This is a genomic window from Caldicoprobacter sp. (assembly GCF_047459465.1).
Classification (GTDB): Bacteria; Bacillota; Clostridia; order Caldicoprobacterales; family Caldicoprobacteraceae; genus Caldicoprobacter.
The window spans coordinates 1-10,605 of the sequence record NZ_VSCO01000059.1; the positions used below are offsets into that span (position 1 = coordinate 1).

Genomic DNA, 10,605 nt, shown 5'->3' on the forward strand with positions numbered 1-10,605 from the left:
TTTATGAAAAAGTCCATAACGGCCGGCATATTATCTGCTATTGTGTGGGGTGCAGGACAATTTTATAACAGGCAGTATTTAAAGGGAATAATGTTTTTGATAATTCAATTTATAGTCTTCCTAAATTATCAATATTTTTACAATGGATTATGGGGCCTTATTACGCTAGGAGAGACGCCTACAAGGATAGAAGGCGGTATAGCTATACACGGCGATAACTCGATAATTCTCATGGTTAAAGGCATTATATGCTTGTTGGTATTGGTAATAGTGTTGGTATTATATGTTTTAAACATCAGAGATGCTATAAAGACAGGCGAATTACGTAATAAAGGAGAAAAATTGCCCTCAACTATAGAATCATTTAAGCAGCTATGGGATAAGTCTTTTGCATATATCATGTTGATTCCGGCAGCACTGTTTGTGTTATTTTTGGTGGTATTACCCCTTATATTTGGGTTTTGTGTGGCTTTTACAAATTATTCTGCTCCTGACCACTTACCTCCTGCCAAGCTGGTTGACTGGGTGGGCTTTGAGAATTTTAAGAATATATTCAGGTTGCCCATGTGGAACCAGACCTTTTTAGGGGTGTTGACCTGGACCGTCATATGGGCGGTTGTATCCACTACCACTTGTTTTTTTGGTGGCCTTTTAGTGGCCGTACTTATCAACAGCAAGCGGGTAAAATTTAAAAAATTTTGGCGTACAATCTATATACTGCCTTGGGCTATGCCGGGCATGATATCATTGCTGATTTTTAGAAATCTGTTTAACGGGCAGTTTGGTCCTATAAACCGCCTGCTCAGGGAATACGGATTGATACAGCAAAATATACCGTGGTTATCCGATCCAACTTTGGCCAAGGTTACCATAATACTTGTAAACCTATGGCTGGGCTTTCCCTATTTTATGGCGCTTATGACTAGTGTGATGACCAGCATAGATAAGGAGTTATATGAAGCAGCAAGAATTGATGGTGCAAATGCTTCCGATGAGTTTTGGAAGATAACACTACCTCTGGTATTGTATTCCACAGCACCTCTGCTTATAATGTCATTTGCTCACAACTTTAATAACTTTAACGTGATATATTTTCTCACCGAGGGGAATCCCATCAACCCCGCTTATAAGTTTGCTGGTCATACCGATATACTAATAACATGGATATATAAGATGACATTAAACAATAAGCAGTTTAACATGGCTTCGGTTATGTCCATACTCATATTCTTGCTGATAGGTTCTATATCGGCTTGGAACTTTTTGAGAACCAAATCCTTTAAAGAGGAGGATATGATATAAAGATGAGCAATGCAGCCTATACAAGCAGGCAAATTATTATTGAAACTAATAGAAGGTCAGCAACATCAATCCCTAAAGGGATTGATGTGTTAATAACGGTGCTTATTTATGCCTTATTGATATTAATTGCCATTTTGGTTATTATACCTTTAATTTGGATAATTGGCTCGTCATTCAATCCTTCAAGCAGTCTTTTGTCGGCCACCGCTATACCTAAGAACCCTACTCTGATGCATTACAAAAGGTTGTTCACTGAGACAAAATTTCTTCAATGGTATTGGAATACGTTAAAGATAGCCATAGCCAACATGATATTGTCAGTAGTTTTGACAACCATGACGGGGTATATCTTTTCGAGGTTTAAGTTCAGGGGTAAGAAGATAGCTTTGCTTTCCATATTGGTACTTCAAATGTTCCCAAGTTTTATGGGCATGATCGCCATATACATGTTGCTCTGGCAGCTTCAACTTTTGGATAACCATTTAGGGCTTATACTGGTATACGCAGCTGGGCAAATTCCATATAATACTTGGTTGGTAAAAGGGTATATGGCATCCATTCCGAAGAGCCTAGATGAAGCCGCTAAATTGGATGGTGCCTCTAATATGACCATATTTACAAAGATTATTTTGCCGCTTATGAAGCCGATTATCACATTTGTAGCTCTTACCCAGTTTATGGCTCCTTGGATGGATTTTATATTCCCTAGACTGATTTTAAGCAGCAACAGCAAGAAAACCCTGGCAATAGGGCTCTTTGACCTGATTGCAGGCAATACCAACAACAACTTTACCATGTTCGCAGCGGGGGCAGTGCTGGTGGCGGTACCTATAACCATTTTGTACGTCGCTTTGCAGAGATATTTGCTGGAAGGGCTTATAGCTGGGGCCAACAAGTGAGACCGCTCAAACGCTTTTTAATCAAAAGGATTGGGGGGATATGATAAAATGAGATATCCAATATTACAAGTATTGATAGCTGCTACCATAGCGCTGAGCTTGATATCATGCCAGCTTGCCGAAAATACCGCGTCCAGGCAGGAGGAGACTGGCATGAAAGAAGGCCTTTTACAAGATGTTTCCGAGTCATCAGAAAATCAAAATGAAGATGGTGCCCGGGAAGTTACAAGAGGCAATGAGGAAAAGGATGAGCGTAAAGTATCACAGGTTAAAGTCCCTGATTGGTCTAAAAATGCTGTGATATACGAGGTAAACATAAGGCAATATACCAGAGAGGGGACTTTTGAAGCTTTTAGGGAACATTTGCCCCGTTTAAAGGAATTGGGCGTGGATATTTTGTGGTTTATGCCCATACATCCGATATCCCAGGAGAGGCGCAAAGGCGTGCTGGGGTCTTATTATTCCGTTAGAGATTATAAAGATGTAAACCCTGAATTTGGCACTTTAGAGGAGTTCAAACAGATTGTTGACGAGTGCCATGAAATGGGGTTTAAGGTCATATTGGATTGGGTAGCCAATCATACCGGCTGGGATAATCCATGGATAAAGGAACATCCCGACTGGTATGTACGGAATTTAAAGGGTGAAATCATTCATCCTCTGGGTACTGATTGGACAGATGTTGCGCAGCTGAACTACGACAATCAAGATATGCGTAAGGCTATGATAGAGGCCATGAAATTTTGGGTTGAAGAGATAGGTGTGGACGGTTTTCGTGCTGACTATGCGGGAGGTGTGCCCGTAGATTTTTGGGAAGCGGCAAGGGACGAACTGGATAGGATAAAAGAGGTTTTTATGCTGGCAGAGGATAACAGAGTAATGGCTTTGTTGGATAAGGCTTTTAACGCTAATTACGGATGGGAGTTATATAACATAATGAACAATATAGCAAAAGGTACCAATATTGCAAAACATGTAGAGGTATACCTTAAGAAAATAGACAGCATTTATCCCAGAGGGACTTACCCTATGCATTTTACCTCAAATCATGACGAAAATTCCTGGAATGGAACAGAATATGAAAGGTTGGGAGATGCGGTAAAAACCATGGCGGTACTTACTTTTACCGTACCTGGAATCCCCCTTATATATTCGGGTCAGGAAGCAGGCCTTAACAAAAGATTGAAGTTTTTTGAAAAGGATGAAATTGATTGGAGCGATTTAAGCATGCAGGAGTTTTATAAAAAACTTATAGAATTGAAAAAGAAAAATCCTGCTCTCTGGAATGGTGATGCTGGTGGGGAAGTCAACATTTTTGAGACTACAAGTAACAACGTCCTGGCTTTTGAAAGGGTGAAGGATGGGAATAGGGTTATCGTTATCATGAACCTTTCAAAAGAGGCCTGCGCTGTGGAAATAAAAATTGGAAATTCGGCAGGAGAGTATCAACAGTTTTTTACAGGTCAAAATTTTAACTTATCACCTCAACAAAAGCTGAAACTTGAGCCTTGGGAGTATATAGTTTTAGTTTCACAATAGAAATATAAAACATAAAAAGGGGGAGTGTAAATGTCAGAAAGGAGGTCAGTGGCTTTCTCGCTATCCATTATTTTCACATTTGCAATTATATTTGGATGCATATCACCTGTACAGTTGGCCAGCGCCAACACGGAAGAACAGATATTCGTAATAGCCAATGTAGTAGGCAATTTCCAATCAAAGATGGGCGACGAGGATTGGAATGTAAATAGTAATAAAACTATAATGACGTATAAAGGCAACGGATTTTATGAATTTACTACGCCTACCGAATTGCCTGCTGGCGATTACGAATATAAGGTTGCTCTCAACCATTCCTGGGAAGGCGGTGGAGTACCTTCACAGGGGAATTTAAGCTTTCACCTTGATTCGCCTTCTGTAATCACTTTTTACTTTAATTATTATACCTCGAGAGTCACAGATTCCACGAAATATACGCCTATCCCAGAAGAAAAGCTTCCAAGAGTTGTGGGCACAATACAGTCAGCCATAAATGCAGGCGATGACTGGAACCCGCAGACTTCTACGGCTATAATGAGAGATGACGACTTTGATAATATCTATCAATATACAGCTTTGGTTCCCAGAGGGAACTATGAATTTAAAATAACTCTGGGGCCTTCCTGGGATGAGAATTACGGTTTAAATGGGCAAAGGGATGGTTCCAATATTCCCTTAAATGTTGCTTATGATACTCAGATCACATTTTATTATGATGGACTATCGCATAGAATATGGACAGATTACAATGCGCCTTCAACAGAGTTGGACAATGATATACACTATGATGAACTAAAACATGATACTCGTGATGCATTTTTCCGCTATCCTTTTGGAGCCGTAAAAACGGGTGAAACGGTAACGTTAAGGATACAAGCCAAAAAACATGACCTTGAATCCGCTAAGATTTCTTACTGGGATGACATAAAGAAGACGAGAAACGAGCTTCCTATGTATAAAGTGGGTGAAAGCTCTGATGGTAAGTATGAATACTGGGAAGTACAGCTAAAGTTTGAGTATCCAACCAGAATATGGTATTATTTTGTGCTTAAAGATGGTACAAAGACGGCTTACTACGGGGATGACGATGAACAGCTAGGAGGGGTGGGGAAGGCCACAGATACCGTAAACAAAGACTTTGTATTGGTTGTATATGATGAAAACTTGGATACCCCTGACTGGATGAAAGGAGCTGTAATGTATCAAATTTTCCCTGACAGGTTTTATGACGGAGATCCTTCCAATAACCGGCTCAAGCAGTACAGCAGGGGCTATGAACCAGTTGAATATCATGAAGACTGGTATGAACTGCCGGATAATCCTAATTATAAAGATAGAGAAGGATATACGGGAGACGGCATATGGAACAATGACTTTTTTGGGGGAGATCTACAGGGAATAATTGAAAAGCTAGATTATTTAAAAGAGTTGGGTATATCGGTGATTTATCTCAATCCTATATTTCAGTCACCCTCCAATCATAGATATGATACCAGCGATTATAAAAAGATAGATGAACTGTTGGGAGATTTGGATACATTTAAAGAGTTGATGAGAGAGGCGCATGCGAGAGGAATAAAGGTCATTCTAGACGGTGTTTTTAATCATACAAGCGATGATAGTATATATTTTGACAGGTACGGCAAGTATTTGGATACGGGGATTGGGGCTTATCAGGCATGGAGATTAAAGGTGCAATCCCCATATAGCGAATGGTACGAGATAAGGGACGATGGTAGCTATGATGGGTGGTGGGGATTCGATAGCATGCCCGTAATAAGGAGCGTGAACGGGAGCGAGTATAACGTAGAAAGCTGGGCAAACTTTATCATAAACGATGAAGAAGCGGTAGCTAAATACTGGCTTAATCCTGATGGCGATCGGGATGCCGGTGCTGATGGCTGGAGGTTGGATGTTGCCAATGAAGTGGCAGGTGATTTCTGGGCTCACTTCAGGAAGGCTATCGATACAGTTAAACCAGGTGCGCCTATGATTGCGGAGCTATGGGAGGATGCCTCTTTGGAATTACTAGGAAACTCGTTTAATTCTGTTATGAACTACCTTTTCAGGAATGCTGTTATTAGCTTTATACTGGATGAAACCTTCTATGATGGAAATGTAACCCATACCCCCATAGATGCGGAGAAATTGGATGAAAGGCTCATGAGCATATATGAGAGATACCCATTGCCTGTGTTCTACTCAACGATGAATCTCTTAGGTTCCCATGACACCATGAGGATATTAACGGTATTTGGATACGACTCTGCTGATGAAGGGAAAAATTCGCAGGAGGCCAAAGAACAGGCAATAAAGAGGTTAAAATTGGCCACAATACTCCAGATGGGATACCCAGGAATGCCTTCCATCTATTATGGGGATGAGGCAGGTTTATCCGGAGGTAAGGACCCCGATTGCAGGAGAACATTCCCGTGGGGAAAGGAAAATACTGAGCTTCAGGAGTTCTTTAAAAAAGTAATAAGCATAAGAAATGAAAATCAGGTTTTAAAAACTGGTGACCTTCAAACGCTGTATGCCCAAGGTGACGTTTATGCTTATGGAAGAAGGATTATCAATGGTAAGGATGCGTTTGGGAATGAATATGCTGATAGCGCTGCCATTGTAGTGGTCAATAAAGGCGAGCCAACTCGTATAACTATAGATACAAGAAAATTTATAAGAGATGGAGTGGAATTCAAAGATGCCTTAAGCGGGAAATCATATGTGGTTGAAGATGGGAAAGTCGTCATAGAAGTTGGAGCTATGAGTGGTGCTATGCTCATATCAGTATCAGGGCAAGATTTAACGGCTCCCGCATCCGTAACCAATTTAAAAGCGACTTCGGGAAAAGGCTGGGTGACGCTTGAATGGAGTCCCGTAGCTGGAGCTAAAAGCTATAACGTATATCGTTCTACAATTAAGGGTGGGCTTTATGAAAAGATAGCTTGTAACATTGAGGGAACTAGCTATACGGATAGTGAAGTCATTAATGGATTGAGATATGTCTATTCAGTGACTGCAGTAGATGAATATGGTAATGAAAGTACCATGGGCGACGAAGTAGAAGCCTACCCTGCTATTGCTATTGGTTGGGCCGGTAATCTGTCGGAGATTGGGGAGCATGTAATAGGTGTAGAAAATATTGTGAAGGTGTACGCTGAGGTGTGGGCTGAGGGACTCACTGATGGTGCAGGTCAAGGAGAAAACATGATAGCCCAGCTGGGATACAGATATGCGGGGGATGGTGCTGATGTAGATGGTATTCAGGTAAATACCGATTGGAAGTGGATCAACGCGATATACGTGGGAGATTCCGGGAATAATGATTTATATATGGCGCAATTTGTGCCTGATTTTACAGGAACGTGGGAATATAAGATGCGTTTTTCTTCTAACCAGGGGCAGGATTGGACGGTAACTGATACCAAGAAGTTTAACGTTATTCACTCGGAAGACATAAATCCTCCGACTGCTCCCGTTTTGCTGGAACCACCAGTAGAATCGTTGGCAGTTACGCTTAGCTGGAGCGCTTCGGAAGATGATGTCAAGGTTTATGGTTACGAAATTTACAGGGCTTTAGAGGAAAATGGGCCTTTTGTTAGAATTTCAACTGTATATGATGATCTTAAATATGTCGACAAAGATGTATCAAACGGCAACGAATATTATTATAAAGTTGTGGCTTTTGATACCTCATTTAACAGAAGCGCTTCAAATGTGGTAAAGGCTACGCCAGACTTGGTACAAGTGGAGGTAACTTTCAACGTTACCGTGCCCGATTATACTCCAGATGACGGGGTAAATATTGCAGGGAATTTTCCGGGATATTTTTGGGATCCGGCTGCCAACAGAATGGAAAAAGTAGATTCTCATACTTATAGTATTACCTTTATCTTGGACCAAGGTACGCAACTGGAGTATAAATATACTAGAGGGAGCTGGAATAATGTAGAGAAGGGTGAATACGGTGAAGAAATAGATAACAGGAAAATCACAATCACAAACCAAGGTTTTAACAGGATGGTGGTAAACGATATCGTGTATAGATGGAGGGATATACCGCTATACATTTACTATCCGGAGAATAATACCATTGTGGATGCCGACATACTTGAAATAGAGATTAAGGGCAATACCTATAAAGGTGCAAAGGTTACTATAAGCAGGGATACTTATAGTGAGACATTTATCCAGGAAGAAAATGGCCAGTTTATCAGATCAGTTCCAGTGGAATACGGTACAAACGTCATAAATATACATGTGGAGCCCAGTAATGGAAATAGTGATCAAGAGCTTATCAAGGATATCTCTATAACTGTCATTAGAAAGGATACTCAGGTTAATCAACCCAGCGAGGATGATACCGATAGGCCGGGAGAAGGGGAGCAGCCAGGTGATACCGATAGACCGGGAGAAGGGGAGCAACCAGGGGAAATTAGCAGGCCAGATGAGGACAGTGAGATTGAGGAAAGCGAGCAGTCAGGAGATACTGATCAATCAAACGAAAGCGGGGAGCCAGAACAGGTTACTAAGCCCGATGAAATAGATGGTCAGGAAACAACAGATGGAGCACAAGAGGAAGATGACTTGTCTAAAGAGGATAAAATTGTACAAACAGGTCGGTGGATGGATTTGAATATAATTCTTGCAACAGGATTTATGTTAATTCTTATAGGAGCTTGCGTGTTGTGGAAGGGTAAAAGTCGTCAAAAATGTGATACAATAAAGTTACAGCAATAATAGGTAAAAATACAAATGTACTGAATCTATTATTAATATCAACAACACCTGTCGGCCAAGATAATTTTAATCGGATTATTTTAATTCTTATGTTGCAGGCGCTATAATTTTGGTAACGACGCCGGTGAAGTTACCGGTATCTTTACCAAAATTAATTTAGTGAGGGGAACAGCAAAACCACTTTTATCAAGATGGCGACATGAACATTCGAAGGAGGGAAATAGAACAAATGTTGGAGAAAGTAAGAACATTCAAAGTTACGGAAAACGTTGTGGTTCTAGAAACCGAAAATGCCTGTATATATTTCGAGATATTTGATGAAGGTATAATAAATGTAAATGTCACGCATGGGATGAAGGACTTTTATAGCCAGGCGGTAGTTATGAAAGATAAAGACAAAAATGTAGAGTATAATGTTGATGAAAAAGAAGATTGCATCTTGATTTCCACCGATCTGTTGTGCCTAAAGGTGAATAAAAACAACTGCAATATGCAAATAGAGGGCAAATACGGGTTAAAGCTTGATGATATAGAATTGACTTTGGAAGAAGACAAGAGGTCATGCACCATAAGTATAAGGGAAGATGAGTATTTTTACGGTTTGGGGGAGAAAACCGGTTTCTTAAATAAAAGAGGAGCCAGATACACTATGTGGAATACCGACTGCTACGAACCCCATACCGAATCTACCGATCCACTTTACGCCAGTTTTCCCTTTTATATAGGCTTTAATCGGCAGGGTTGTTATGGCATATATTTTGATAACACGTTCAGGACTTACTTTGACATGGGTAAAAGCGACAGCAGCAGGGTCGAATTTGGGGCTGAAAATGGGCCGTTGAGTTTCTTCTTCATATATGGCCAGACCATGAAGGATATAATAAAGGGATATACCGACATTACGGGACGGATAGACCTGCCACCTATATGGGCTCTGGGATATCATCAGAGCAAGTACAGCTATTACCCCCAGAGCAAGGTGGAACAGCTGGCCATGACTTTTAGAGAGAAGGGCATTCCATGCGATGCCATATATTTGGATATACATTATATGGACGGCTACAGGGTGTTTACTTTTGATAAAGAAAGATTTCCAGATGTTAAGGGCATGCTGGAGCGGTTGAAAGATATGGGATTTAAGGTGGTAACCATTATAGACCCGGGCATCAAGGTGGATGAAAGCTATAGTGTGTTTAAAGAAGGCATTGAAAACCGATATTTTGTTACCGATAGAAACGGTTTGCCGTTTGTAGGGAAGGTATGGCCTGGGGATTCATGTTTTCCAGACTTTTCAAGGAGCGATGTGAGAAAGTGGTGGGCCGAAAAGCACAGGGAGTTTCTTGAAATGGGAATAGACGGTATATGGAACGACATGAATGAGCCGTCGGTTATGTATACTCCTTCTAAAACCATGCCTGAGGACATGATACATTTAAACGATGGCCGACCCATAACCCATGCCCAGTTTCACAACGTCTATGCTCTTAATATGGCTATGGCCACCAAGGATGCGTTTCTTCGGTTTAGGCCCAACCAAAGGCCTTTTATATTGACGAGGGCGGCTTTTTCGGGGATCCAGAGGTACGCCGCCATATGGACGGGAGACAACAGGAGTTGCTGGGATCATCTCAAGCTTTCCATTCCTATGCTTTTAAATATAGGGCTATCGGGAGAGCCGTTCTGCGGTGCGGATATAGGGGGATTTGGCGACGATTGCAATGAAGAACTGTTTATAAGATGGATTCAGGTAGGGATATTCTATCCGTTTTGCAGGAATCATAATGCGGTAGGGATGAGGGACCAGGAACCCTGGGCCTTTGGACGGCGCGCACAGGAGATTGCTACCCAGTTTATAAAGTTGAGGTATAGGTTGTTGCCCTACATCTATAATTTGTTTTATCAATCGCACCATAGCGGTTTGCCGGTATTAAGGCCCCTTGTTCTGGAGTATCCCGATGATGAAAACACTTATTCCATATTTGACCAGTTTATGCTGGGCGATAACATCCTTGGAGCCCCCGTATACGAACCCGGCAGGACCGTAAGGGCGGTGTATTTGCCGCAGGGCAGCTGGATAGACTGGTGGACGGGGAAAGAATATGAAGGCGGCAAGTATCACCTCGTT

5 protein-coding genes are annotated in these 10,605 nt (G+C 41.4%); all 5 read left to right on the forward strand.

Annotated features, from left to right (window positions below; genetic code table 11):
- Positions 1-3: 3 nt before the first annotated feature.
- A complete protein-coding gene (locus tag FWJ59_RS05315) occupies positions 4-1,302 on the forward strand; it encodes a sugar ABC transporter permease (RefSeq protein WP_414480943.1) in 1,299 nt (432 codons plus the stop codon).
- A gap of 32 nt (positions 1,303-1,334) precedes the next feature.
- The gene (locus tag FWJ59_RS05320) at positions 1,335-2,201 is read left to right on the forward strand and encodes a sugar ABC transporter permease (RefSeq protein WP_414480944.1); all 867 of its coding nucleotides are present in this window, start codon (positions 1,335-1,337) and stop codon (positions 2,199-2,201) included.
- 48 nt (positions 2,202-2,249) lie between these two features.
- Positions 2,250-3,740, forward strand: coding sequence for an alpha-amylase family glycosyl hydrolase (locus FWJ59_RS05325; protein WP_414480940.1), 1,491 nt, complete (start codon positions 2,250-2,252; stop codon positions 3,738-3,740).
- 30 nt (positions 3,741-3,770) lie between these two features.
- Positions 3,771-8,480 carry an alpha amylase N-terminal ig-like domain-containing protein gene (locus FWJ59_RS05330; protein WP_414480941.1) on the forward strand — a complete coding sequence of 1,570 codons (4,710 nt, stop codon included), beginning with the start codon at positions 3,771-3,773 and terminating at the stop codon, positions 8,478-8,480.
- A 229-nt stretch (positions 8,481-8,709) separates the two neighbouring features.
- A partial coding sequence (locus FWJ59_RS05335; RefSeq protein WP_414480942.1) for a TIM-barrel domain-containing protein occupies positions 8,710-10,605 on the forward strand: 1,896 nt, incomplete at its 3' end.